The organism is Nocardia sp. alder85J (genome assembly GCF_020176955.2).
Classification (GTDB): Bacteria; Actinomycetota; Actinomycetes; order Mycobacteriales; family Mycobacteriaceae; genus Nocardia.
The window spans coordinates 70852-93802 of record NZ_JAIUCZ020000012.1; the positions used below are offsets into that span (position 1 = coordinate 70852).

The window sequence follows — 22951 nt, forward strand, 5'->3', positions numbered from 1 at the left end:
ACCGACCTCGGTCAACGGCGGACGCTCGGCGAGATCGGCGAACGCGGTCCGCGGTGGCGACGAACCTACAGGCTGTAGTGCAGCCTCGGCATGCCCACTCCGGCCCGCCGCCGGTCCTCCTGATCCAGACCCCGGCGCAACTCGGTCATCATCCACTGATGCACCGGATCGCCTGCCGACGCGGGAAGGTCCATCCCCTCGGCCCGCATCGCTTGCAGCAGGTGGACCGCCGGCTCGACCGGGCTCGTCGCCGTGGCCGGGAACAGAATCTGAACCAGATCGAACAGGTCGTCGTCCTCGGCCGGGTCCGCCCACGGCGTCGCCCACCGCTGCATCGGCGGCTTCCGACTCCACACCATGTCGAGCTGCTCCCCGATCACTTGCTCCCGATCGGAGATCGTCGGCTCCGGATCCTGCTCCTCGTACCCCTCGAACAGCTGGCCCAGCGCTATCTGGATCGCCTGCTCCCGGGCCCGGATCCGCAGCCCGGTCACGACCGCGTCGCCAGGCTCGCTGCCATAGGCGTCGCGGTACAGAGTCAGAGCGTGCTCGAACAGCGGCCCGGTCGTTTGCCGGATCTGCTGCTCCAGCTGGTCCGTCTTCGCGGCGAGGAACGTTGCCCGCTGCTGCGGGCTCCACTCTATGGGCAGGTCGTCGCGGTAGCGGCGTTCTACGTCGTCGCGGATCTCGCTCGTCATCATCTGCATCGCCATCGTTGTCGTCGAAGAGAGTCGGCTCGTCCAACAGTAGCCTCTTACGCCTGGGTCGAGGCATCGCCTCGGTCGCGGATGGGACATCACCTGCCTTCCACCCGGGCCGTCGCGACGGCACCGCAACGGCGGTGCACAGCGGCGAAACGGCTTACACGGGCATCGCCATCGCGAAGTGGCTGGAGGACTGGGGATTCGACGCTGTGCCGGAGATCCCTGCCGAGCGCCTCATCCGCTACCGCGAACTCAGGTAGCGGGGGCTTTCCATCGACGGTAACAGCCCGGCTGAGCTGCTGCCAGAAGTTCTGGCTCCCACTCGAGGCTTGGATCCTGGATGCTGCGGCACGACTGGGTGCTGGCCTGCTCGGACGCGGTGGGGCTGTGACAGTCGGCTCGAGGCGTCGGCCATCGAGGACTGCGAGTCGGACAATGGCTCTGCCATCGGATCGTTTCGGTGAACAGCCCTGGAGTGGTTCTCAGGCCCTGGGACCCCGCGGGCCACGAAGGGCGTCGTTCGGGCGGACTCGAACATGTATTGATCGGTCGGTCGCAGCGTCCAATTGTGTTGTACGAGTGTCATTTTCTTCATCCGGCCAGATGTCGCCGATCGAATCGTCGCCGGTTTCCCGTGGCGTTTCCGAGTCGTGACCGCCGTTGGTGGGCACGGCGCGGCGGCGCTGTTCGGTCACGGTGGCGTCCAGGTCGGCCTGTAATTGTGCAAGCTGCTGGTCGAGCTCGATACGGTGTTCGTTCTGGCGGTGAGTTCGTTCGGCGTCTTCGGTGATGGCACGTTGCAGGTCGGCCTGGAGCGCGCCGGCATCGGCGATGCGGCTGGTGATGTGTGCCCATTGGTCAGGGTATGCCCCGAGCGCGATGGCGGCGTCGGTTGCTGTGCGCAACGCTGCTCTGGCTTGGACGTGTTCGGCATGGAAGGCGGCGACGCGGCTGGTGGCTGTGGCGATGTCGTCGTCGAGTTGGTGCCGGGCAGCTTTGCCTCGAACGGCGTTGGTGTTCCGGCGGTGCGTCAGGGCGACCAGATCGGCGCGAGCCTGATGCCAGCGTGTCTCGGTATCCCGCGTGTTTTGCTCGGTTTCGAGCGCGGCGGCGACGATCGGGCCTTGGGTGTGCAGGCGTCGATGGTCTCGGCGTGTCTCGTCGGCCACGGCTGTGGGCGACAGATCGCTACCGGGGGCGCTTGTCTGCCGCATTCGGTGGATGGCGTCAGCGAGACGGGTGATCTCCGTTTCCAGTTCGCTGTCCGGCATCATCTGCAACCGCCCGCCGGTGGTGGTCGATTGTGGTGGACGGGGTTGTGGTGCTGGCGTCCGCACCACGATCGTCTTCGGGCTGATGCCGGGTTCGGATTCGGTCCGGCGGGCGGCGGCGCTTTCGGCGCGCAGGAGCTGGCCTTCGAGCAGTTCCTTATCCGCGTGGGCGGCGGCGACCACGTCACTGTCCATGTCGTCGGCGGCGATCCGGAGCGCGTCGACGTCGCCGGGGGTGACCATTCCCTGGTCGCCGGCATGGTTTTCCCACGCTCGTTGCGCGTGGTCGGCGGCGTTCTTGGCATCGTCGGCTCGGGACCGCGCGGCGGCGGCCTCCATCGCGAGGATCGCCACAGTCGGTTCGTCCGGCGCAGATTCAGCACCGGCGCCTGCGGGCCGGGCGGTTGCGGCAGCGTGCACCGCGGTGGCGTGGGCATGCTCAGCGGCCGTGGCGGCGCGGTCGGCATCCTGCCATGCCCGGTGGGCATCCAACGCGGCGACCCGGAAGGGCGCCTGGACGTCGGCTTGGTGCCGCATGGCGATCACCATGGGATCGGCAGCGCGTCGGTGCTGTCCTGCCCCAGCAAGGTGTATGGCCCACAGGTCCTTGGTGCGTTGCCTCGCGGCAGCCAGGTCCGCGCGTAGCCGCTTCACGCGTTCGTCCGATGTCGCCTCCGGGTAGGGCACGATCGGGGCAGGACCGGTGATGTCGAAATCGATCAGAATCTCGGCATCATCGACCCCGGATCGCGGCTGTGGTGAGGCGTCGGCAGGTTCGTCGGGAGCGTGGGCCAGTACCGCAGAGAGATAGTCCTCGTCGAGTTCGTCCGGGGCGAGTGTGCTGACCGGCCGATCGGAGTCGGCCGAAGAGGTCGGCACGGTATCGGATTCGGGCGGAATGTCACTGTCGGACAATGGTTCCGGCTGTACGTGCGGCGGCATTTCTCCGTCGAGGTGTTCGAGGAGGGCTGGGTCGAGGTGCCGGGTCAGCCTCCACCAGACAGCGGCGGCGGGCAGTTCGTCGGGCAGTGGGTATGCGGTGACCACGGACTCGAACAGCTCTGCGGCGTCGAGGCCTGTGCGCGCTGTGGCGGTGAGCCGGTCGGCGAGCACGGGCCAGTATGCATCGTCGACCAGCCGGGTATCGAGACGGTCGGCCAACGCGGCCCATCGTGCGGCTGCTCGGGTGGGATCGCCCAGAATCGTGGCCACGCGATCGTCCAGGCGCTGTTGGTGGCTGATTTCCCTGGCGAACATGCGATCCGGGCCGGTCGGGCGAGGGTCGACGGTGGGTACTGCGGTTGCGGCGCGCCAGACGGCGACATCGGCGATCAGCGTCGTGGCGTCGGCAGACAGTAGCGGCCGCGCCCAGCCGGGCGCGTTCGCCGGCGTCCATGCCACGGCGTCGGCTGCGATCCGGGCAGCCAGTTCGCTGACGAGCGCGGCGCGGGCTGCCAGGTAGCTGCCGAAGTGGGGGTCGTCGGCGATCGGGTCCGGGATGCCGGTCATCCAGGGCAGGGGGCCGGAACCGGTGGCGCGGGTGACGGTGGCGGTGAGCCGCCAGTCCAGGACTGCGGCGACATCTCGTGCGGTGCCCAGCTCCCGCTGGTTGCGGACGCGAGTCAGTGCCGGAATGGGCTCGATGCCGCACAGCGCCAGTATCGCCAGGTGCTGCCGAAGGGTCGGCCACGCGGCGGCGTCGGTGACTCCGGCCACCACAGTGTCGGCGGTGCGCTCGAGGTGTGCGAGTTCCTCGGTGCCGAGCAGGGTTTCCGCGGCGGTCCCGAGGGCGTGCACGTAGGCGTCGACGGCGGCGGCGAGGCGGGTGCGGGGGTCATGCAGTTCGGAGATCAGCGTGACGACGGCTTTCTGCGCGCCGTCGCGGGCCAGTACCCGGGTGAGCAGTTCCGCCGCGGTCTGCGGATGCATGGCCTTGTCGGTCACGATGGACTGCTCGTCACCGGTCTGCGCGGTGGGCACGTACAGGTGGTTGGTGAGGCTCCCGCGGGTGGCGGCCATGTAGATGTCGTTGCGGGTCTCGTTGCCGGACAGGACGGTATAGCCCGAGTCGGCGGTGATCCCTTGCGAGGTCATGATCGTTGACGCGTAGCCGAGGATGACGTGCTCGGTGACGTATTCGGCGGGCAGCGTCACCGCCAGTGAGGTGCGCAGATGGGTGACCGACAGTGCGCCGTCGGCGTGCACGGTGTCGACCGACCATCGGTCGCCGTTGCGGACCCAGTCGGTGCCCGACAGTGCCAGGCGGCGATCGTTCTGGGTGGTGCGCACGATGTCCCCGGCGCTGGCACGGGTGTCGTCGCGCAGGACCACCTCCGGTCCGGTGGTTCCCCAGACGGTGAGCCGGTCGGCGCGGGCACGCACGTTCAGCGACCGGGTGATCTCGTGGGTCGGGGCGAGCATCACCGCGTCGAGCCCGGCACGGCGGTCGGTGGCCCAGGCGCTGTAGGCGCGGTCTGCCAGTGCAGCCGGGTCGCCGCTGTGGATGCGGCCGTCGAGATAGAACGCGATCGCGGAGGGGTCGCCGTCGCGCAGCGCCAGCGAGGCGGCGGCTTCGTCGGTGCGGGTGTTGCCGTGTTCGTCGCGGAAACGGATGACGCGGCCGAGGCGGTAGGCGTCGTACTCGTCGACGATGGCCCGGACGATTCCGCCGGCCGAGATCGCGGCGAGCTGCCGGTCGTCGGCGGCGAGCTTGACCGAGCCGCCGCGGCCGAGCACGAAAGCGACCACGCGGTCCAGTTGCGCGGTCGACGCCAAGGCTGCCTCGTCGACGATGACCACTGTCGACGGGCCGATGTCGTTGACCCACTGCGGTATCCGTACCGCGCGCCCCGACTCGGCGGCGGCCGCGGAACGGTCCAGACTGTCGAGCAGTTTGGCGATCGTGTCGCAGGTGCCGCCGATCTGGTCACGCAGGACTGCGGCAGCGTTGGCGGTCGGTGCCAAGCCGAGGACGGTGCCGCCGTCGTTGCGCCATGCCCGCGCGAACACGCCCAGGGCCGTGGTCTTGCCGGTGCCCGCTGGTGCGAGGGTGACTTCGACCCGGCCGCCGGAGGTCGAGAATCCCCTGATCATCGCGATCTGATCGGGATTGAGGGGCTTGTCCGGTGCGTTCGCGGCGTACTCCAGCAACGCGAGGTCGACAGCCATGGCACTGACCTGCTGGCCGTCGCGGCGTCCGGCCGCGTCCAGGATGCGCTGTTCGGCGGCCATCACCGGTGCGCTGGAATAGCTTTGGGTACCGACCGGGACGAACACGCTGCTGCCGTCGTGGCGGGTGAGTCCGGGCGGTTCGTGGAACAGATCCGGCACCGGCAGGGCGAAGCAGCGTGACGGCGCCAGAGCGGCGGCCGCGACGGCGTCGGTGACCGGGTCGACGTCGGCGGGGTCGAGTTCGGCCGCCCGCACCAGGCGCAGCGTCTCGGCGGTGACGTGGTGGAGTTGCCAGGTCGCGCGCTCCTCGGAGACTCGTGCGATGACCTCGTCGGCGGCGGCTTCGACCCAGGCCTCGAGCTCATGCCGTGCCGGCGCCGACACCTCCGACGGTCCGGGGTGCAGGGCGGCGTAGATCATGTCGTAGACGGCGGCCGGGGAGCCGAAGAACTCCACCGCCTCGGCGCACCACGCCGCCCGCTGCTCGGCTTCGGAGCGCAGTTCGTGCTTCGCGGGCCGGTTCTCCAGCGCTGCCCGCTCGGCCAGGTCGTACGCCTCCCGCGGGGACGGTTCGCGCCCGTACTTGGCTTGGAACGCGTGGGCCAGCTCACCACGGCGAGCCTCGATGTCGTTGTTGCGCTGGGACCATCGGTCGCACAGTGCCCAATCGACGCCGACGATTTCCCGGGTGCCCCGCTTGTTCGGGTCCTTGTGCGGGCGCTCGACGAACCGCAGGCCCAGGCGGTTCCGCAGATGGGTCTCCAGGCGGATATTGAAATACTCCGACAACGTCACCGCGAACCGGTGCAGAGGGCGGCCGTCGAGAGCCAGCCACCGGCCGTCGTGCGCTCGCACCTTGTTGGAAAAGACGACGTGGCTGTGCAATTGAGGGTCGCCGCAGCGTGAATCGCGATGCGTGAACACCGCCACGATCAACCCCTGTGTGTCGATCTGAGCGACGCCGTTGGTGCCGGACCGCGTGTAGGCGACCAGCTGTTCGGCGCGGCGGATCGTGTCGTCGACGGCGGCGTCGTGGCACTGCCGGTAGACGTCGGCGACCGGGCGCGGTGCCAGCGCCCAGAACGCCGCGCCCGATTTCACCCCCGTCAGCGTGAAGTCGTATCCGGCGCACGCGGTCGTCTGCTGACGGGATTGGCGGGCAATGTAGCTCGACAGCTCCCGGTCGTCGAGCGGGTCGCGGTCGTAGTGGCCGCGGAACATCCGCAGACCGAGCGCGGTCCGCAGACCGGCCCGCACGTCTTCGGGGACAGGGTGATTCCATGGCTTGCCGCGTGTGACGTTGTAATCGCTGTAGGCCGCGGCGAGAGCCTGCCGGAATTGCGTGGGCTGGAACGTTTTGAACGGGGTGCCCAGGCGGCTGGACTTCTGGGCTTCGTCGGCGGCGCGTTGGCTGGCCATCTTCTCCGCGCGGCGCATGCTGTGGCCCCGGGCCAGATACTGCTGCAAGTACACACCGACGAGTGTCTGGAGCGCCTCCTCCTCGATCCGGCGAGCGTCGGGATGACGGCCGAGCCCGTACAGGGCGTGCATCTGCTCCTCGGTGACCATGTCGCCCGCAGTGATGGTGTCGAACGCCACCAGACCGGAGCCCATCCAGCGGCCGGGAGCTTCGCCTTTCGCGGAGTAGTAGTCGCCCAGGGAGGTGGCACCGCGGTCGCTGGCGTCCAAGGCAGCGACCTGCCGACTCAGGTAGAGGTACCCGTCACCGGCGCTCAGTTTGTGGAGATTGCCCGCCACCTCTTCCACCGTACGCGGATGTGATGTAGGTAAAACCGCAGTATTCCAACTGCGACTATTCGACCGTGGGTGCCGCCACTCGCACAACTTCGAGCTTGGCGACGATGACGGCTTCCCGTTGCCGGTCGCCGATGTCCCGGTAGATGTCGAGAGCCTGCTGATACAGATCGGCGGCCACCAGGTAGTTACTGGTGAGCCGATGTGCGTCGCCGAGGTTGTGGAGGGCGGTGGCTTGCCCGTGCCGGTCGCCGAGGTCGCGGAAGATCGCCAGCGCCTGGTGGAACAGGTCGGCGGCCGCCGGGTAGTCGCCGGTGCGCTGCCGTGCGTCGCCGAGGTCGTCGAGGGCGGTGGCTTCCCCGAGCCGGTCACCCAGGTCGCGGAAGATCGCCAGCGCCTGCTGATACAGATCGATAGCGGCGGGGCAGTCGCCCGTCGCTTCGTGACAGCGGCCGAGGTTGTCGAGGGTGGTCGCTTCCCCTTGCCGGTCGCCGAGGTCGCGGTAGATGGTCAAGGCCTGTTCATACAGGTCGGTGGCCGCCAGATAGTCGGTGGTGAGCTGCCGTGCGTTGCCGAGACCGCCGAGAGTGTGGGCTTCGCCGAGCCGGTCACCGAGGTCGCGGAACATCGCCAGCGCCTGCTGGTACAGACCGACAGCCGCTTGGTAGTCGCCGATGCGCTGCCGTGCGTTGCCGAGACCGTCGAGGGTGGTGGCTTCCCCGTGTCGGTGGCCGAGGTCGCGGTAAATAGCCAGCACCTGGTGGTAGAAGTCGATGGCCGCGACGTAGTCGCTGGTACGCTGCCGCGCGTTGCCGAGACCGCCGAGGGTGTGGGCTTCGCCGAGCCGGTCACGGAGGTCGCGGTAGATGGTCAGTGCCTGCTGGTACAGGTCTGTGGCCGCAGGGTAGTTGCCGGTGAGCAGCCGTACGTCGCCGAGACCGCGAAGGGCGCCGGCTTCCCCGAGCCGGTCACCGAGTTGCTGTGCGGCTGCGACTGCACGCTGGTGCATTCGAACTGCCAGTGGCCACGGCCCTTCCAGCTCGACCCTCCGGGCCACCGTTCGAGTGAACGTGACCAATCGCGTCAAATCGTGGTTGGCGGCATGGTCGAGACAGGCCATCAGATTGACCCGTTCGACCCGCAGCCACCGCAACGCCTGGACTCGATCCTCGAACATCGGCTCTACGATGGTGCCGTCGCCGACCCGGCTGGTGCCCGAGTCGAGGATCTGGTTGGCGATCGTCGCGGTGCTTTGGTAGTAGTTCAGCAGCCGGTTGATGGCGTGGTCAGTGTCAGCGGTGCTGCTGGTGGTGAGGGTGCGGGCGTAGTCGCGCAGCAGGTCGTGCAGCCGATACCGGCCGCGAGCTGTCTCGTCGATCAAGTGATCGGTGTAGAGGGCTTCCAACTCGGCCGCCGCCATAGTGCGATCTACGCCTGCCAGCGCAGCGGCAGCGTAGACGTCGAGGTCAGAGCCTGGGTGTAGGCCCAACCGGTGGAATAAGACCTGCCGTGCCGGTGGAAGGCCGCTGTAGGACATGTCGAAGGCGGCGCGCACGACCGGATCGTCGGGTCGGTCGACGGCGGCCAGCCGGTCGGTGGCGGCCGACAGTTCGCTGGCGCGGGTGGAGATGTCGGTGGCTGTCCATCGCGAGTGGTGGGCGATCTGGCCGGCGACCAGCCCGATCGCCAGCGGCAGGCCGCCGCATACGGCCGCCATCTGCGCCGCAGCGTCTCGCTCGCCCGGCGCGTGTGGGTCGCGATGGGTAAGGGCAAGGAACAGGTCGGTGGCCGGCTCTGGGGCAAGGACGTCCAGCGACAGCGGTCGGGTGGCAGCTAACAACAGGCGGTGCCGGCTGGTGATCAGGGTCAGGCATTGCGCACCGCTGGGCAGGAGCGGCTGCACTTGATGGCGGTTGGCGGCGTCATCCAACACCACCAGGGCCCGCTTGTCGGCGAGCACGTGGCGCCACAGGTCCCGCCGCCCGGTCATGGTGTCGGGCATGGTGCGGGGGTCGGTGCCGAGTTCGATCAGTAGCCCACCGAGGACGTCGAACGGATCCGCTGGTGTCTGCCCGGCTGTGTGAGCGTGCAGTTCGATGAAGAATCGGCCATCGGGGTACCGATCGGCCAGGAGGTGGGCGGCGCGGACGGCGAGGGTGGTTTTCCCGACCCCGGCCATGCCGTCGATGGCGTGGATGGCCACGACCTGCTCATGGCGGTCGGCGGCATCGAGGATCTGCTGCAACTCCCGGTCCCGGCCGTGGAACACCCGCGGCATCGGGGGAAGACTGGTGATGACCGCCGTGCGAGGCGGCGCCGGCGCTTCATGGTGGACGACGGTGATGTCGCCGTGGTGGTCGCCGCCGGTCTGCACGACAGCATTCCCGTTCCCGGTCACCTCCGCCGATTGAGACACTCCGATTGTCCGCGGGTCCCCGGTGATGTCGCTTCCCCCACTGCTCACGCCTCAAGTATCGGTCCCAGACCGTCACACGTCACACCCCCGACGGCGCCGGAATCGCGAAAGGCGGGGCAGCAGGTTCGACGGCCGTGGCGCGGTACTCCCCAATGGGATTGTCGTGGTTGAGTTCTCGGCGTTCCGCAGCGCGGTGTATCGGCGCAGCAGCGCCAGCCGCGGCACGATCGTCGCCTCCGCCAGCATCCGCGACTTCTGCTGGTTCGCCCAGCCGGTCAGCATGCCCTCGAACACCGCGGCGGGCTCGTCCAGATGACGCACACCCTCAACGAGAACCAGCCGCGCCGAACCCGGGATCTCGACCAACACCGCTCCCATCCCCGTCAACGGAAAAGCGACAATGCCGCCTTTCCGTAGCGGCGGAACAAGACACATCAACGACCCCGAGGTCACGCCCAGCGTGTCACCCGACCCGGCACCGACAGTCCCCCAGCCGAACTCCCCCAGCTGTCAACTTTCCGTGAATAGTCCAAGTTAAGCGCCGGAATGCAAGAGATTTGATGCAGCCGGGAGAGCGAGACTGTGGTGAGAATACGGCAGGGGATGGGCAGGGAACAACTCGCAGCCAGCAGGGGGACGAACGGGTGGAAGAAGACATGTTGCGGCAGGAGCAAAAGAAGGAGGGCGACGGCGCGAGGAGTGCGAGTCGGCGCAGTCGCGTGTGGCGGCCGGTCCTTCCACCCACCGCGGCTCGGTCGCGCGGCGCAACGCCAGGTGGCGACCGTGACAGCGGACCCGCCGTCGCGGCCGCCGGGAGCGTCGTCCGCTAGGCCTCGCCGGTGGTCTCGGCGGGCCGGCGCCGACGGCGATCGGTGGCCGGATCGGCCGCCACGCCGCGCCCTGGCCGGGCGTTGAGCCAGTCGACGACGACGCGGGTGCGGTAGAGCCGCCGGGCACCTCGGTCCTGGTAGTCCTCGGCCGCCACCGCAGCATCGATCGCCTGACGGTACTGGCTGACAGTTTTACGGTCCAGGCCGAGCATGCTCGCGATCGTTCCCAGCGTGCGGAATTCGTCGGGCCCGTCCAGCATCGAGGTGGTGCCGCGGTGCTCGGGTCGGTGAGCGGCGTAGAACGCGTCCAAGGCGGCTTCGCTGTAGACCTCGGCCTCGAATCGCCCACTGGAAGCAGAGCGGGGATGAGAGCTGGCCGGAGCCGGGAATCCGAGCAGTGGCGTCCAGAAGTTGCGGACGTACTCGGGGCTGTACCCGTGCTTGTCGGCCCACTGCGCCAATGTCACCCAACCGTCCACCGGCTGATTATCCGCCAGCCGGTGAGGAGGGAGCATGTGTGGCACGAGGACTCTGTTTCTCGGTGGACCGCGGCGGGGAAGCCCGCTGCGGCGGATAGGGTGTCGGGGTGCCCCGGAAGCGGGTGGGGCGCGCGGCGGCTGGTGTGTCCGGCCGTGCTCTGTCACGGTGCACCAGCCGCCACCTCGATGGAACGTGTGTGCAGATACGGCCGGGGGCCGGACACGGGAATCCCGCATCCGGCCCCTGGCGCGCGGGCTACCGGCGGTCGATCCGGGCTCCGTTGAGCTGTCCTTCGTCCCAGACGCAGTCCTCGACGTCCAGGTCCATGTCCCACCCGCCGGTCCAGTCATCGGGGTGTCCGGGCGTGCGCGGGCTATGGGGGTCGTCAAGGGGCAGGGTGAGGAAGCTGCGGAGGTTGTCGGTGAGGGTCGCGGCGAACGAGTCATTGGACTCGGGCTCGATGTAGAGCTTCGGGTCACCGCGGTAGCCGTGGCGGTCGAGACGGGGCCAGACCGCGAACAGGCATCGGCCAGTGATGCCGTGGAATTCGCCGGCGATGGCACGTACGCGCTCGGGGGTCACCGTGCCCGCGAGGGCGCCGCGCAACTCGGCCAGGCCGGGATACTCGGCGAGCACCGCGTTCGCGTACTGGCCGAGCCGGTCGGTGATCTGCTGCTCGGTCTGGAGGCTGAGCAGCAGCGCCAACTCGGCGGGCACCCCCTCGGCCTCGGCCGCGAGATGCGCTGCGCTGCGCCCCCATTGGTCCCCGGCGTTCGAGGCGTCGTACAGCGACACGTCACCGAGATAGTCATCGAGCTGGGTGTGGGTGATGCCGAGCGTGGTTACGAGCGCATGCAGTCGCGCTTGAGTGTCGGTGTCGATGATGTGGTTCATGAACGTTCGAGCTCCTGATGCCGGGTGTCCGGCTGAGAAGTGGTGCGGTCGTGCGGATTTCATCGGCCGCGAGCTGGTCCGGCGGCACGGCCGCCGGACCAGGTGTGACGGCCCGGCGGGTGCAAGACCCTGCCGGTTTACGAGCCGGCGGGCGTTCAGAGGCTGCGACCCAGCGTGGTGATCCACTCCCGCATCTGCGCCCGGGTCAGAACGACCGACTCGGAGGTGCCGTGGCGGCTGCCGTTGCGGTCGCACACCCTGATGCACTCCCGGTTCGAGTCGACGTTGATCACCTCGAGCCGGTGGCCCCGGCTGTCGACAACGACGGTGTGGGGTTCCATCTGGACCAGGTCGGGCAGCTCCGCGGGAGCGAGCCCGCCGCACAGGCTGGCGGCCTGCTCGATGGTGAGAGCGGTAGCCAGGGAGAGCTGGTCGGTGAGGCTGCCGCGGTCGATGTATGCGACCGGCACACCGTCGGCATCGTGCAGGTCGGTCCAGCACTCGCTGTCGTATTCGGTGCCCTGCATGGCGTCGTTGGTGACTCTGGCGACGAGGCCGTTGGCCAGTACGGCTTCGATGGCCCAGCCTCGTGGGCTACCGGTGTAGACCACGTGGATCGGTGTCGAGCAGAACTGGCTGACGGTCCGTATTTCGCGGTGGTAGCGGCCGCGGAGATCGGCTGCGTGATTGTGCTCGTTCATGATGTGTCCCTTCGGGGTTGGGGGTGGGGTGATGGTTCGGGGCGGGTGTCCGGTCCCTCCCTGTCCATTCAATAGTTTACCCCTTTTGCGGGGTGGGTCAACCCGGGCGTCGGGAAATATGTTGTCGCGCAGCTATTTTGATCGTCCGTGATGTTGCGGTTCATCGCGGCCAGAGTTTCGATTCGGTGCCGGAGGTACGGTGGTGGAGGGGTGCCGGGTCGACAGGGAGGAACGGTCGTGTCTCGACCCAAGCCACGCGAGGAGGCGCACCGGATGGTGTCGCAGCTCCGTGCTGCGGCGCTGGCCGCGCTGGACGCGACCGAGGAAGACCTCGCCGGCGTCGTCCGGCTCGATCGGCAGATCGAAGATGCCGTGGCGACAAGAGATTCCGCGATCGTCGACGCGGCCACTGCTCGTGACCGTCTGGTCAGCAAAGCGCTCACCGGTTACGGGGCTGCGGTGGTGAAGGCCGTAGCCGGGTCGTCGACGGGCGCAGGCGCCGGAGGTAACGGCGAGCGGGGAAGCGACCGGGTCGCGGCGCTGACGGCGGCGCTTGATAGTGCGCATGCGCGATTCCGGGAGGCGGTCGTCGCAGCGGTGCAGTCGGCGGAATCGGCGGTGGCGGCCGCGCGTCTCGGACAGGGGGCGGCCCTCGGGCGGGTCCGCGATCGAGGTGGTATGCCGGGGCGCGAGCTGGCGGAGATGGTCGGAATGTCGCCTGCGGAGATCTCCGCTCTGATCCGCGGTGCCGAGCGCGCACAAGCCGCTGGCGGCGGGCAAGGAAGCTCCGCAGCCATCTCCTCGTAACTGTGGCTGTCCGCCGGGGCACCCGAATGTTCAACCGACGTGCCGAGAGCGGGTGCGAACAAACGGATTTCACCGGCACCGCTCATGGCACCGCGCGGCGTGCAGGGAGGTCGGCACGGCGTCGGCACGGCGTCGTAGAGTCGGTAACGGACCGAGGGACCAGGCAGACTGCTGCTGTCTGGTCCCTCGGTCCACTGCGGGAAGCGCTAGCGGTCTCTACTCCACGCATCGCCGAATTCGGCGATGTTCTGCTCGATTTCCCTCTCGGCTTCCTCCTTCGTGCCGTGCCGGGTGAATCCGCCGAATTGGTTGGTCGCGTAGAAGTAACCGGACCGTGTTTCGATGTGCCAGAACCGCTTGGCTCGCTTCATCGTGAATCCTCTCGTGGTGTGTCGTGGTGAGCGTGCATCGCTCACGAATTCGATTTGGCTACAGAGGTTTTGATGACGTTGTGGTCGCCGATGAGTGCGGAATTCGTCGCTCTGACCTGATCCGGCCTGGGTCGGCGGCCCATCCATCCGGCCTCCGACATTCGCCCGGCGCGTCACCAGCAGTTGCCGGACGGTGTCAGAAGGGCGCCTCGGCGTGGTACCCGATGGTTTGTATGGCCTCGGCTGCACCGAGCTGCTCCAGAATGAATGTGATCTGCGCGTAGGGCCCCTTGCTGCTGATCGAGTTCGCGAATCGCTGGTGCAGGAGCGTCGTGAGCCAGTGCAGGACGTGCTCCATCGGCTCCGTCTTGGAGGCGGCCTCGATCAGTTCCAGCACTTCCGCGTCGATGCCTTCGACGGCCTCGATCTTCGGCCAGGACCTGAGGCCGGAGGTAGCCTCCTGCACCGCCGTGTGGGCCTGGTCGACAGTCAGTGACGCCGCCTGCACCCGGAGGTCGTGCAGATGACCTCGGATCTCGTTGACGTGTTCCAGGGTCGCCTGGATCGCGTAGAAATCCTCACTGCTCTCGCCGCCTTCGGCGGCAGCGCGGGAGGTGAGGTACAGCAATTTCGCCCGCACGAGTTCGGCGGTGGCGATTTCGTTCGCGATGCGCTCGGCGGGAAGCTGTGTGGTCATGAATTCCTCCATCGGAGTGGGTCGGCTGCGGCGTGCGTGCCGCGGTGACTGCGGAAATCGGTTCGGAACGGTGAAGTGCAGCATTCGGTCGGCTGGGAAGAAGCGGATTTCGCTGTGGGCGCGCCTTTGCGGCGACCCCTGCGGAGTGCGCTTCGCGACCGCCGTGGTGATCAGTGCGCGATCCACCACTTCTCGGCGGTCACGTCCGGGCCGCCGACCATGACGTAGTCGCGCAGGAGGTCGTAGTGCTCCTGGCGGTGGAGCCAGTCGGGATGGGCTGCGGTCCACGTCGTGAATTCGGGCGCCCCGGCGGCACGGATGTCGGTGACATCGGTGTGCCAGCGGCTCCAGCCGGCCGTGGAGGTCCGGTGCTCGCGCGCCACCATCGACACGATGAAATCGCGGTCGGGCTGATCGAGATGCTCCCACAAACCACGCACGACCACTCGCGTCCACTCTTCGCTACCGATCCCGTAATCACTGATCGACCACCCATCGACCTGGCCGTTCTCGAACGCCGTGAGGAACACCTTCCGGGCGTACCGGCCCGGCTTGGGGGCGTTCCAGAACTCCTCGGACCGACGCGGGTCGGTGGTCTGGGTCACCAGCCGGGACTGTCCCCGTTTCACGCCCCTGACCGCGGTCTCGACCCACGACCGCCGGGTACACCGCAGCCGGTAACCCCACGGATAGTCGGTGTCGATATGGGCGGTCTCGGCATCGGTGTGCCCGTACAGCACCTTGACGATGCGGCCGCGGTCTTCGATTTTGCTCATTGAAACTCCAAGATGAAACGGACGAGGGAATTGAGGCAGATGGGTACCTCGTCCGTCGCACCGGCCACCCGATGCGACGGGGCGGAATCCATCCACCGTGACTATGGAGTCGGGGTCCGGTTCAAGGTTGCATTCCCCAGCACAGTCTGCGGCTGACCGCGGAAGGATTTGTGTTTCTTGACCACGGCCCTGGGAATGCGAACCCGATCCCCGGGGTGGCACTGGAACGCCACCTTTTTCCGGGTCACGATCTTGACGATCGAGTTGTCCGGCAGAGTGATGACCAGGGTGCGGCGCTGGTCGCGGCGTTCCTTCGCTTTGTTGAAGTGGCTGGTTGTTGTCGCGAAGGTCACCTCACCGATGAGATGGGAAACGACCTCCCCCGGTTCTGTGGCGAGCATGGCCTTGGATAGGCCGATATTCGACAGCGGATCGGGAGTAGAGCTGAATGCAGACATGCGGGAACTCCGTGAGATGAGGGAAATGGAATGTCCGAATAGAATTCGTTGCGATGACGGCCTGAAAGCCGAATTAGCTAGGGCGATGTATGGGCCCGAATACCTGTCGGCTGAGTGAACCCGAGACGTAGCGCGCTGGTGAGGGTCGGAACTCCATACCGGGGAGTAGGGCATCCTGGTCGGGCTCGTCGTCGAGGCGACCCGAGGCGGTCAAATCGCTGCGGCGTGCCAGCATGCGGAACCGGCACCTGAGCCGCAGGATCTTCTGATCCTCCGTGAAGGATCGAGGTTCTGGTCAGCGGTCGGGCGTGAGTTCGCCCACGGTGACCTGGGAGCGCCCGGAATTCCCGGTGGGCGTCACACGCGCCAGTGGCGGCCACCGGTAGTAATCGCTGGTGGCGTGCGCAGCGCAGAACAGGAATGCCTGACAGACCGGGTGGTCCTCCCCGGGGCACGCGCTCCGCGAATCCACCCTGGCCGCGCCGTGTGTGGCCGGTGCGTGGCAGCGGCCACACACGATCGGCTGAGGGGTGACGAAGGTGCGGACCATCCCGGATTTCGTCCGTTCGCCGTGCCCGGTGGCCATCTTGTCTCCTATCTTTGCTGGTAAAAGTGGCTTGCCACTTAATCTACACCTGCTGCTTGATAGTGGCAAGCCACTTAGCGGAGAATTGTCGGCATGGCGACCAGTCGACACGCGAACCCGCCGCTCAACGTCCGTCCCGACGCTGAGCTGAAGGCGAAGGCCGAGGAGAAGCTGAAGGTCCGGGGACTGGAGATGACCGCGTTCGTAGTCGCGTGCCTCACTGCGGTGGACCAGGATCCCGACGGGTTCCTGGCCACCCTCGAGGCACACTGGCCGCCACAGGCAACGCGGGGCCGGCCGCGCAAGAGTCGCCACCCGACCGGGGAATGAGGCTCTCGTGGAACGGATTGCAATACAGGCCGTCCTCGTCGCGGTGCGCAGCGATCTGGCCGAGCCCGCGATAGCGGCTACCGCGCTCACTACCTGTAACTCGGTTGGCCTGACTGGTGGCATCGCGTCGTAGCCCCCTGGCAGACAGGCGCTATCCACCGTTCCTGGAGTTCCGTCATCGGGTCCAGATCAGACGACAAGGAACGGCATGCTTGAAATGCTCATCACCAGGCGCAAGCGCGGCGATAGACCGGTCCGGGTGTCTCCTCGGTACCGCATGGTGGCTCCTGCTCGCCGCGGGCCTACGGCGCGACACCGCGATCCGCCTCTACGCCGGCCTGGCGCGGTCGGGCACCCGAATTCGCGTCGACGCGCAGGCAGTCCTCGCCTGCACCCGCGGCTCCACGCTCACGAACCCGGCCGACGCCCGCGACCACCAGTAACCGCCGGACCGTGGCGCGACAACCTGTCACCCCGGGGGAAGCCTGGCCACGGACTCCTGGATCACTGGACAGCGACGCGACCGTGATGCACTCCGCGGAACCCACCAGCAGCCAGGTAGCCGTCCAGGTCGGCATGATTTCCCGACCACGCACGGCTCACCCAGTTAGCTAGCGGATCGGGGTTGCCGGTGGCTGGCAACTCCTTGAAAATTGACCCTGGGGTCAGAACTACTGATTCGCCTGGGGTCAGGATCAGCGAGTTGTTGACAACGACGTCCGACCGGGCGCGCTCAGCAGCCGGAACGTGATGGCTCAGAGAGGATCTGGCCGATACCGATGACCGCTCGGGTTCGATCATCGGTTGTCACGCTGGTGATCCGCTGTGCGGCCCGGGCTGGACCGGTGACGTGTCGGTGCGGTGCTGGCGGGCGCGGATGATCGCGGCGGTCTGCCGGAGGGTGGACGACAATGTCGCCGGGCGCAGGCATCCGCGCAGTGATTCCGCCGATCGGTCCGGCCAGCGGATGTCGAGGGTGTAGGCGCAGCGGGTCTGCCCGTCGCCGATCACACGGTCGGTGAGGATCCGGGTCGCCAGTTCGTCCAGGGCCCGCGAGTTCGAAAACCCTGGTCACGTTACGTCTTTCGTCGACGGCGGGGGTGCGTGGTGGCTCTCGCCGGGAGATGGACGAGGACATGCCGAAAAACCACGGCAATCGGCAGCGGCGCGCACGCGAGATCCAGGACTCCACGGGAGCCAAATACACACGTGCCCTGCACCACACCGGTGCACGCACCTCGCCGGCCGGGGAGATCACCCCCGCTACCGGCGGCGCAGTGGCCCCGGTCGACGGGGTGTCTCGGCGGCCATCGAAGGTCCAGATAGAGGGCCAGTGGCGGTATGTGCGCCGCCGCGACGCCGAGGAACTCGGCCAGGACGGTTTGGCCGACCCCGTCGGGGGCGATGTCGTGGCCGCGGCCGACGCGTTGCTGCCGCACCTCAGGGCCGTGTTGTCCGCGCCGATGGATCCGGTCACCGTGCCCGGCCGGGACGGGCGTCCCGGGCAACTGGTGCAGTGCCGGCGGCCCGACGATGTCCGCGAGAAAGTGCAGGGGCTGGTCGCCGATGTCGAGCGGGTACGTGACACCGCCGATATCGCGCACGTAGACGCGGTGACCGTCCGGGCGGCCCGGTGGGTCCGCTCGCGGATCAGCGGGCTGTGGGACGACACCGCCGGTCCGCTGCAGGACCACGTCGACACGGCGCTGACCGCAGCTGCGGATCTGGCCATCGTGGCCGAAGCGGTCTACAACCGGGGTTGTCTGCTCGGTGCCGGGGACAACCGCCCCCGCCGGCAGTGGGGGTATTCCCCGTGTGGCGGCGGCCCGGTGCGGGTGAGGGTGCGGATTTTCGACTTCGACGACACCATCGTCACTGTGCCGGGATGCCCCCGCCACGCCGCTGAGGAGCTGGTCCATTGGGATTATCAAGTCGACGACGGTGACGCTGGGGTGGAGATCATGGGCGGTGACGATCAGGATCTCGACCTGATCTACGCCCTCGCCGAGGAGGTCCGCTTCGAACGCCAGCGGCGCCGGGAAACGCAACCCGCGGGATCCCAGCGGCTGCCGGAACCACCGTGGATGGACCCCGACGCCCGGTGACGGCCGGCCACCGGCCTCGGGCCGCGGCCCGAGTGCTGCGGCTGGAAACGCTTGACGCAGTGGGGCAGTCGCCTCGGTCACCGCGCGACCGACACCACCGGCCCGTCACAGTGACAAAGTCGCCGGGTGCCCGGGATCGCCGGATCGGGGCCGGTGTCGTCGTCCGCTGCGGCGGACGGATGGTTCCAGCATCGCAATTGTTGCCGCGCACTCCTGCGGCGTACGAGATCGCACTACAGATTCGCGGGGGAACTTTGGAATGAGATTCACACAGAGACGGGAAATACTGAATTCATTACATCAGTAGATACGGATTCGAATTACCGATCTACGCTATGGTGGAACCACGCGAACGCAGTGCGGCCCGCCGATCGAACCGGCGGGCCGCACAAGATTAGGGCTAGCGATGCAACGCTTGCACTATCAGAAACGCTGTGACCAGCACGTTCACGTATTGTATGGGGACCTCGGCGGTGATCCTGATCGTCGCCGAGGGCCTTCTACGCCGTGCTCGAGGCACCCTTCACCTCCTTCCAGGGGACAGCGCGGCACCCACGGGATTGCCAGGATTTCCCCCAGGGTGACCACCGGGGAACCGAATACGATCCGGCGGCACCATGCAGGGTATCGTATTAACCCGGCGAAAGGTTCCCCGAAAGTAATTTCCCCTCGAAATAGGCAGTCTCGCGCCCGGCGTTTCGACAGCATCCCGGTCACGGAGAGCGAGCGAACCACCGGAGCAGAGCCGATCTCCGTCCGGGCGAGCCTGGCCCCGCCATGCGTGGCATGCACGGTCCGTGCACGCAGCTCGGGTGCGGAGGTGGTGCTGCAGGGCGTATTCCCGCGTGTGCGGAAATGTCAGGGAAGCGATCCGCAATGACACTGTCGCAGTGCAGGTCTCGGATCACGGATCGACCCGGAGTGGTCCGGCGATCTCGATGCCGCGATGATGACCGGCCGTGACCCTGATCTGACGCACGGTATCGAGAACACCTATCGACATCGGCATTGACGAACAGCCCACAGCGTCCTGGCCCGGTTATATGCTGTCCCGGCACCCATGCTGCGGTCCAGCCGCAACAGCCTCCGGCCGCCACGTTCCCCCTTCGTGGGGGCCGGAGGTGGTGTTCAGGGCAGGTAAACGGATGTATGTAGAGGCTATGCAAGGTGCCGCGATCACTGAATAGATAGGGCTATGCACACGATTTCCCCCGCCGCTGTCGCCCTCATCAACGAGTGGACCGAGACCCACGCGGGCGGCATCAACCCTGTCCACGACGCTCACGATCAGGCCAAGCTCGCCGCCCTCATCGAGGACATGACCGAGAACGGCTGGCAGGGTGCGCCTCTCGTCGTCGACGGCGAGCAAGCCCTCACCGGATCCCATCGCTACTGGGCGGCTATCGCCACCTGTACCGAGATCCCCCGCATCGACGTCACCGATCTGTGTCGCCTGTTCGACGTCGACTGGGACACCCACCGCGACGAGCACTACGAGATATACGACGCGTACCGCATGCTGCCGGATCTGTTTCCGGCAGACGTCGTCGCATACCTGGGCCTCGACCTGCACTGATGCCGGACTTTTGGCGATGGGCCGCTGAGGTGGTCGGTCGTAACCGGTACCTTTCTGGCCACCATCGGCCCTCGCGTGGCCCGTCGCATGGCCGATGATCACCGATTTGAACAGAGGTTCTGATGAATCCCCTTGCTTTGCTCGCTGAACACGCTCCCGGCGGACCGCCGTTTCACCGGCGGCGGGTGTTCCGATGGGAGTTGCGGCTCGACCGTGACGGCCGGGTCGTGGACCTGGCCGACCACCTCGAGAACCCGCTGACGCTGTTCGCTCCGTCGGTGAAACGTACCGTCGGCATCATCGCTCAACCGGCCTGCGACACCGCTGGTTACACGTTCGGCACCGGCGCCCGGGGCGAGAAATGCAAGGCCGCCGCGGCGGCGCAGGCCATCGCATGGGCGGATTCCACCGGCGACCCCGCCGCGGTGGCCGTCGCACGCTTCCATGCCTCCGGTGCGCGACCGCCCCTGCCTGAGACCCTGCAGCGGGATCAGAACGTGCTGATCACCGTCGACGGCACCCCGGCCTGTCTGTCGCCGTCGGCGGCGGGATTCTGGTCGGCGGTGGTCGAGAGACAGAAGGGAGTCGGCACCTGGGGCTTGTGCATCGTCTGCGCAGGGTCCGGCCCGCTGACCCGCACGATGCCGGACTCGGTGCCGGCATCACTGCTGCCCGGCGCGACCGCGCCTGCGGTGCTGTGCCTCGCCGAGGATCTGGCGCAGGCCCCGATCTGCCTGCCGTGCGCGGACGCAGCCACCAGCGGGTTGTCCCGCGCTCTGGCAGACGAGCGGCGTAGCGTCTGCTGTCCCGGGTCACGGTCTCGCACAGCCTGGTGGATCACTGGCGCCGCAGGCGACACTGTGGACCCGATGCAAGCGGTCATGTATCCGGACCGGGACCGGGTGGGCATGCTGATGGACGGTGAGGTCGACGTTCCCGACGGTGCCCGGTTCCGGGCGATCACGGTGAGCGGCAACGTCTCCCGGATATCGATCCGGGAGGTGGTGGATATGCCGCTGTCGCTGCTGGTGGACCGGGTCGCGCAATGGTTCGCCGACATGTCCACGGACACGGTCTTTCCGGACGATCACCCGTGGCCGCAGTTCGCCGGGATGCTGGCCGTGCTCGGGCGGTGGGACGGTCGCCGTTACCAGAATCCGAGAGTGCCGGCGGACGCGCAGGAGCTGTTGCTGCGCAGCATCATTCACGGTGACCCGGTGGCCCCTCGTTTGACCACGCATCTGCTCCGGCAGATGCGGGCGGACGGCCGCGTGTCACACGCGCGAGTCGCGGTGCTTCAAGCGCACGACCGCCGCGCCGCAAGTAGTCGCCAGCCGGAACAGGCCGTCCACTGATGGGCTTTCGGGCCGAGGGGAGGGTCAGGAGGCACCCGGGGACAAGACGTAGCCTGGGTTCGGGGGAGAGCCCGGCGCGCGAGCCGATGCGTGATGCCTCCGGCCATACCGCACCATTGCCTGCTGTCCGAGGTAGGCGAGTCCGCGGGCCCAGAGTCCGGGCAGCTGCCGCGCAGACTGTACGCGTATCCCAGCGCGGTGTGGTCGGTGATGTCTTCGCCGGTGAACGGGGCGTGCGCATGGCTGCCGGCGCTGGCTTCGGTGGTACCGCCGAAGCCCCAGATGTGCACGGCGACATCGGGAGTCCGGTCTGCGGCCCGGGTGATGATGATGCGCAGCAGCAGCGCCTCGATCCGACGGCGTGACCGGTAGCCCGACGCCGGGGTCGTGCCCGGGGTGTTCACCATCGGCGGCTCGTGCGGCTGGTGGTGAGCAGCGACGGCTGGTAGTACATGCCGGTGGCCAGCAGGTGCGTGACGGCGGCGGTGACCCAGTCGCCGAAGGCCTGCCGGTCGACACCGGTGGACAGGCGCAGCGGGATACCGGCGGGGTCGGTGCGCATGCGGGCATCGGTGTCGACGGTGACCGCGACGGTGCCGAAGGTGGTGAACGGGAGTCCGGCGGCGGCGGTCAGCGCCAGCACGGCGGCGGCGGGGTCGCCGGGCAGTTCCTCGGCGAACCAGCGACGGTAACCGGCGGCGATCGGCTGCGCCCACGGCGGCGCCTCGGGTGCGGCCAGCATCCGATAGAGCGGACTACCGGCGGTGACGGTCAGCACGGTGTCGGTGATATTCGAGGTCACCACCTGCACCGTGAGGTCGGGGTCGGTCCACACGGTGGTCGCGGCGGCGGGGTCCAGGCGGGGGTTGTCGGGGACCAGCCGGGGGTGGCGTAGCCGGTCGGCGGGCCCGCCGCCGGTCACCGTGATGTCCAACCGGCGGGTCAGCTCCGGGGCTTGCCGGTGCAGGGCCGCGAGGCCGGTCAGCGGGCCCAGCGCCAGCCACACCGCGCGCTCCTGTTCACGCAGTACCGTCGCCACCGTGTCGCGCAGCGGACCGACCGCCGACATCGACGGGAGCGGGAAACCCGCAGGCGTCGATCCGTCCGCGAGCCACCGATCCCGCCCGTCACCGGTGTCGGCGCCGGGCACGACGACCACACCGGTACGGCCGCACCGGTGCAGCAGGTCCTGCACCAGCCGCGCCCGGACCCCGCCGCCGAATTCACCGCTGGTCACCACCAGCCGTAACGGCAGCATGGCGGCGGCCAGCGCCAGCGCCAGCAGCGAGGCGGGGGTGTACCCGGCATCGAGACAGACACAGACGGGCAGCCGGCTCACCGCCGCCGACGCCGATACGGGACCAGACACCGCGGGTCGCTCCTTTCGTTCGGGTAAGTCGTTGCGCGACTTGGTGATTAACTATTTCTGCTGCGGGGGTGTGGCTGGGAGGGGATCAGGGATGCAGGCGGGCGGGGAGGTCGCGGTGCCCGTTGACGATCAGGCTGGGGACGCGTTGCAGGGTCGCGGGATCGACGGCCAGGCGGCCGTGCGACTGCAGCAACGCCAGCTCGGTCGGAAAGTCGATGCCGGTCGACGTGATCGGTTCGAGGTCGGTGGTCATCGGTGCTGCTGGGCACCTTGCCGGCGGTCCGGATCCCCGATTACCG

At 67.9% G+C, this 22951-nt stretch carries 20 protein-coding genes; 5 read left to right on the forward strand and 15 right to left on the reverse strand.

The features are described from left to right. Positions 1-65: 65 nt before the first annotated feature. The 7 genes from LBW94_RS35735 to LBW94_RS35765 form a co-directional block, all read right to left on the reverse strand. Complete coding sequence (locus LBW94_RS35735; RefSeq protein WP_266272967.1) at positions 66-707, reverse strand: hypothetical protein; 642 nt, start codon at positions 705-707, stop codon at positions 66-68. Between the two features lie 479 nt (positions 708-1186). Then, positions 1187-6904: a MobF family relaxase gene (gene mobF / locus LBW94_RS35740; protein WP_225056971.1), complete on the reverse strand. Its 5718-nt coding sequence runs from the start codon at positions 6902-6904 to the stop codon at positions 1187-1189. A 55-nt stretch (positions 6905-6959) separates the two neighbouring features. Next, positions 6960-9299 carry an ATP-binding protein gene (locus LBW94_RS35745; protein WP_225056972.1) on the reverse strand — a complete coding sequence of 780 codons (2340 nt, stop codon included), beginning with the start codon at positions 9297-9299 and terminating at the stop codon, positions 6960-6962. Between the two features lie 90 nt (positions 9300-9389). Beyond that, complete coding sequence (locus LBW94_RS35750) at positions 9390-9695, reverse strand: hypothetical protein (RefSeq protein WP_225056973.1); 306 nt, start codon at positions 9693-9695, stop codon at positions 9390-9392. Positions 9696-10143: 448 nt separating this feature from the next. Next, complete coding sequence (locus LBW94_RS35755; protein WP_225056974.1) at positions 10144-10626, reverse strand: hypothetical protein; 483 nt, start codon at positions 10624-10626, stop codon at positions 10144-10146. A 256-nt stretch (positions 10627-10882) separates the two neighbouring features. After that, positions 10883-11521: a hypothetical protein gene (locus LBW94_RS35760; RefSeq protein ID WP_225056975.1), complete on the reverse strand. Its 639-nt coding sequence runs from the start codon at positions 11519-11521 to the stop codon at positions 10883-10885. A 155-nt stretch (positions 11522-11676) separates the two neighbouring features. Beyond that, positions 11677-12222: a hypothetical protein gene (locus tag LBW94_RS35765; protein ID WP_225056976.1), complete on the reverse strand. Its 546-nt coding sequence runs from the start codon at positions 12220-12222 to the stop codon at positions 11677-11679. 237 nt (positions 12223-12459) lie between these two features. Here LBW94_RS35765 and LBW94_RS35770 point away from each other — a divergent pair, with 237 nt between their 5' ends. Beyond that, positions 12460-13029, forward strand: coding sequence for a hypothetical protein (locus LBW94_RS35770; protein ID WP_225056977.1), 570 nt, complete (start codon positions 12460-12462; stop codon positions 13027-13029). Positions 13030-13235: 206 nt separating this feature from the next. Here the strand turns inward: LBW94_RS35770 and LBW94_RS35775 are convergent, their stop codons facing one another. The 4 genes from LBW94_RS35775 to LBW94_RS35790 form a co-directional block, all read right to left on the reverse strand. Beyond that, positions 13236-13400 carry a hypothetical protein gene (locus tag LBW94_RS35775; protein ID WP_225056978.1) on the reverse strand — a complete coding sequence of 55 codons (165 nt, stop codon included), beginning with the start codon at positions 13398-13400 and terminating at the stop codon, positions 13236-13238. A 196-nt stretch (positions 13401-13596) separates the two neighbouring features. Then, positions 13597-14283 carry a hypothetical protein gene (locus LBW94_RS35780; protein ID WP_225056979.1) on the reverse strand — a complete coding sequence of 229 codons (687 nt, stop codon included), beginning with the start codon at positions 14281-14283 and terminating at the stop codon, positions 13597-13599. After that, on the reverse strand, positions 14268-14873 hold the full coding sequence (locus LBW94_RS35785; protein WP_225056980.1) for a hypothetical protein: 606 nt from the start codon (positions 14871-14873) through the stop codon (positions 14268-14270). The genes LBW94_RS35780 and LBW94_RS35785 overlap by 16 nt, the downstream gene beginning before the upstream one ends. Before the next feature lie 101 nt (positions 14874-14974). After that, the gene (locus LBW94_RS35790) at positions 14975-15331 is read right to left on the reverse strand and encodes a hypothetical protein (RefSeq protein WP_225056981.1); all 357 of its coding nucleotides are present in this window, start codon (positions 15329-15331) and stop codon (positions 14975-14977) included. Positions 15332-16010: 679 nt separating this feature from the next. Here LBW94_RS35790 and LBW94_RS35795 point away from each other — a divergent pair. Further along, positions 16011-16247, forward strand: a complete 237-nt coding sequence (locus LBW94_RS35795; protein ID WP_225056982.1) for a hypothetical protein — start codon at positions 16011-16013, stop codon at positions 16245-16247. A 504-nt stretch (positions 16248-16751) separates the two neighbouring features. On the opposite strand, the gene LBW94_RS35800 is transcribed toward LBW94_RS35795, so the two are convergent. Continuing rightward, a complete protein-coding gene (locus LBW94_RS35800) occupies positions 16752-17048 on the reverse strand; it encodes a hypothetical protein (protein WP_225056983.1) in 297 nt (98 codons plus the stop codon). 6 nt (positions 17049-17054) lie between these two features. Beyond that, positions 17055-17258, reverse strand: coding sequence for a hypothetical protein (locus LBW94_RS35805; RefSeq protein ID WP_225056984.1), 204 nt, complete (start codon positions 17256-17258; stop codon positions 17055-17057). Between the two features lie 125 nt (positions 17259-17383). Between LBW94_RS35805 and LBW94_RS35810 the strand changes: the two genes are divergently transcribed. The 3 genes from LBW94_RS35810 to LBW94_RS35820 all read left to right on the forward strand — a co-directional run bounded on the left by LBW94_RS35810 (position 17384) and on the right by LBW94_RS35820 (position 21283). Next, positions 17384-18352, forward strand: coding sequence for a hypothetical protein (locus LBW94_RS35810; RefSeq protein ID WP_225056985.1), 969 nt, complete (start codon positions 17384-17386; stop codon positions 18350-18352). A 1195-nt stretch (positions 18353-19547) separates the two neighbouring features. Further along, positions 19548-19928, forward strand: a complete 381-nt coding sequence (locus LBW94_RS35815; RefSeq protein WP_225056986.1) for a hypothetical protein — start codon at positions 19548-19550, stop codon at positions 19926-19928. A gap of 122 nt (positions 19929-20050) precedes the next feature. Then, on the forward strand, positions 20051-21283 hold the full coding sequence (locus LBW94_RS35820) for a type I-C CRISPR-associated protein Cas8c/Csd1 (RefSeq protein ID WP_225056987.1): 1233 nt from the start codon (positions 20051-20053) through the stop codon (positions 21281-21283). A 400-nt stretch (positions 21284-21683) separates the two neighbouring features. Here LBW94_RS35820 and LBW94_RS35825 read toward each other — a convergent pair whose 3' ends face one another. Together LBW94_RS35825 and LBW94_RS35830 are read right to left on the reverse strand one after the other, a co-directional pair. Next, complete coding sequence (locus LBW94_RS35825; RefSeq protein ID WP_225056988.1) at positions 21684-22652, reverse strand: nucleoside hydrolase; 969 nt, start codon at positions 22650-22652, stop codon at positions 21684-21686. A gap of 85 nt (positions 22653-22737) precedes the next feature. Then, a complete protein-coding gene (locus tag LBW94_RS35830) occupies positions 22738-22905 on the reverse strand; it encodes a cytochrome P450 (protein WP_225056989.1) in 168 nt (55 codons plus the stop codon). Positions 22906-22951: the final 46 nt, after the last annotated feature.

What these genes read in the sequence shown, in the direction of transcription:
- LBW94_RS35735 (WP_266272967.1), bottom strand. Translation starts at nt 707, where the DNA reads ATGCAGATGATGACGAGCGAGATCCGCGACGACGTAGAACGCCGCTAC.
- LBW94_RS35750 (WP_225056973.1), bottom strand. Translation starts at nt 9,695, where the DNA reads ATGGGAGCGGTGTTGGTCGAGATCCCGGGTTCGGCGCGGCTGGTTCTC.
- LBW94_RS35760 (WP_225056975.1), bottom strand. Translation starts at nt 11,521, where the DNA reads ATGAACCACATCATCGACACCGACACTCAAGCGCGACTGCATGCGCTC.
- LBW94_RS35765 (WP_225056976.1), bottom strand. Translation starts at nt 12,222, where the DNA reads ATGAACGAGCACAATCACGCAGCCGATCTCCGCGGCCGCTACCACCGC.
- LBW94_RS35775 (WP_225056978.1), bottom strand. Translation starts at nt 13,400, where the DNA reads ATGAAGCGAGCCAAGCGGTTCTGGCACATCGAAACACGGTCCGGTTAC.
- LBW94_RS35785 (WP_225056980.1), bottom strand. Translation starts at nt 14,873, where the DNA reads ATGAGCAAAATCGAAGACCGCGGCCGCATCGTCAAGGTGCTGTACGGG.
- LBW94_RS35790 (WP_225056981.1), bottom strand. Translation starts at nt 15,331, where the DNA reads ATGTCTGCATTCAGCTCTACTCCCGATCCGCTGTCGAATATCGGCCTA.
- LBW94_RS35795 (WP_225056982.1), top strand. Translation starts at nt 16,011, where the DNA reads ATGGCGACCAGTCGACACGCGAACCCGCCGCTCAACGTCCGTCCCGAC.
- LBW94_RS35800 (WP_225056983.1), bottom strand. Translation starts at nt 17,048, where the DNA reads ATGATCGAACCCGAGCGGTCATCGGTATCGGCCAGATCCTCTCTGAGC.
- LBW94_RS35810 (WP_225056985.1), top strand. Translation starts at nt 17,384, where the DNA reads ATGCCGAAAAACCACGGCAATCGGCAGCGGCGCGCACGCGAGATCCAG.
- LBW94_RS35815 (WP_225056986.1), top strand. Translation starts at nt 19,548, where the DNA reads ATGCACACGATTTCCCCCGCCGCTGTCGCCCTCATCAACGAGTGGACC.
- LBW94_RS35820 (WP_225056987.1), top strand. Translation starts at nt 20,051, where the DNA reads ATGAATCCCCTTGCTTTGCTCGCTGAACACGCTCCCGGCGGACCGCCG.
- LBW94_RS35830 (WP_225056989.1), bottom strand. Translation starts at nt 22,905, where the DNA reads ATGACCACCGACCTCGAACCGATCACGTCGACCGGCATCGACTTTCCG.